Here is a 463-nt window from a genome sequence, read left to right as displayed (position 1 = left end):
CGCGTACTTCAACTGCTCGCTATCTGTCCAGAAGCTGCCGTCGCCATCGGACCACCCATACACGATGTCGATATCCCATCGGGTCACGAGTTTGTCGGTTGCCGGGTTGTAGATCTCCAGAATCACCTTGCGCAGATCACCGGTCCCGAGCCACGTCTTGATGGCTCGGGTATTGCTCTCCCAGCGATCCGCGAAGTGCTCGGGGTCCAGCCCACTGAGCAGGATGATGTCTTTCAAGCTCTTGAGGATGTTGTCGGTCACATAGGTAACCGAGTGCGTGTACGAGTAGGTGGCGACGGTGCTCATGACTTGAGGAAACCTCCGAGGTCGAGCGACAGCGCTTGTCCAGCATCGGCCTGCGCCTGCGTGGCAATTCCTTGGCTCAAGTCCCGTGCAATGATGCGAGAACTGTGCTTTTTGAGCGCGGTTTGCACCCAGCCGAGCTGCTCCTTCGGACACGACA

Annotated in this window: 2 pseudogenes; both read right to left on the bottom strand. The window is 58.1% G+C overall.

Annotation, left to right across the window (positions count from 1 at the left end):
- Positions 1-306 (bottom strand): annotated as a pseudogene (cap7, locus tag KVT32_RS28735) (type III CBASS phage resistance system CD-NTase-associated protein Cap7); the annotation flags it as partial.
- Positions 303-463, bottom strand: a pseudogene (cap8, locus tag KVT32_RS32560) (type III CBASS phage resistance system CD-NTase-associated protein Cap8); the annotation flags it as partial. The pseudogenes cap8 and cap7, both read right to left, overlap by 4 nt.

It is taken from the genome of Achromobacter sp. GbtcB20 (assembly GCF_019091095.1).
GTDB lineage: Bacteria > Pseudomonadota > Gammaproteobacteria > Burkholderiales > Burkholderiaceae_B > Achromobacter > Achromobacter mucicolens.
The sequence above is the reverse complement of the archived record's forward strand: the minus strand, read 5'-3'. Positions and strand labels throughout refer to the sequence as shown.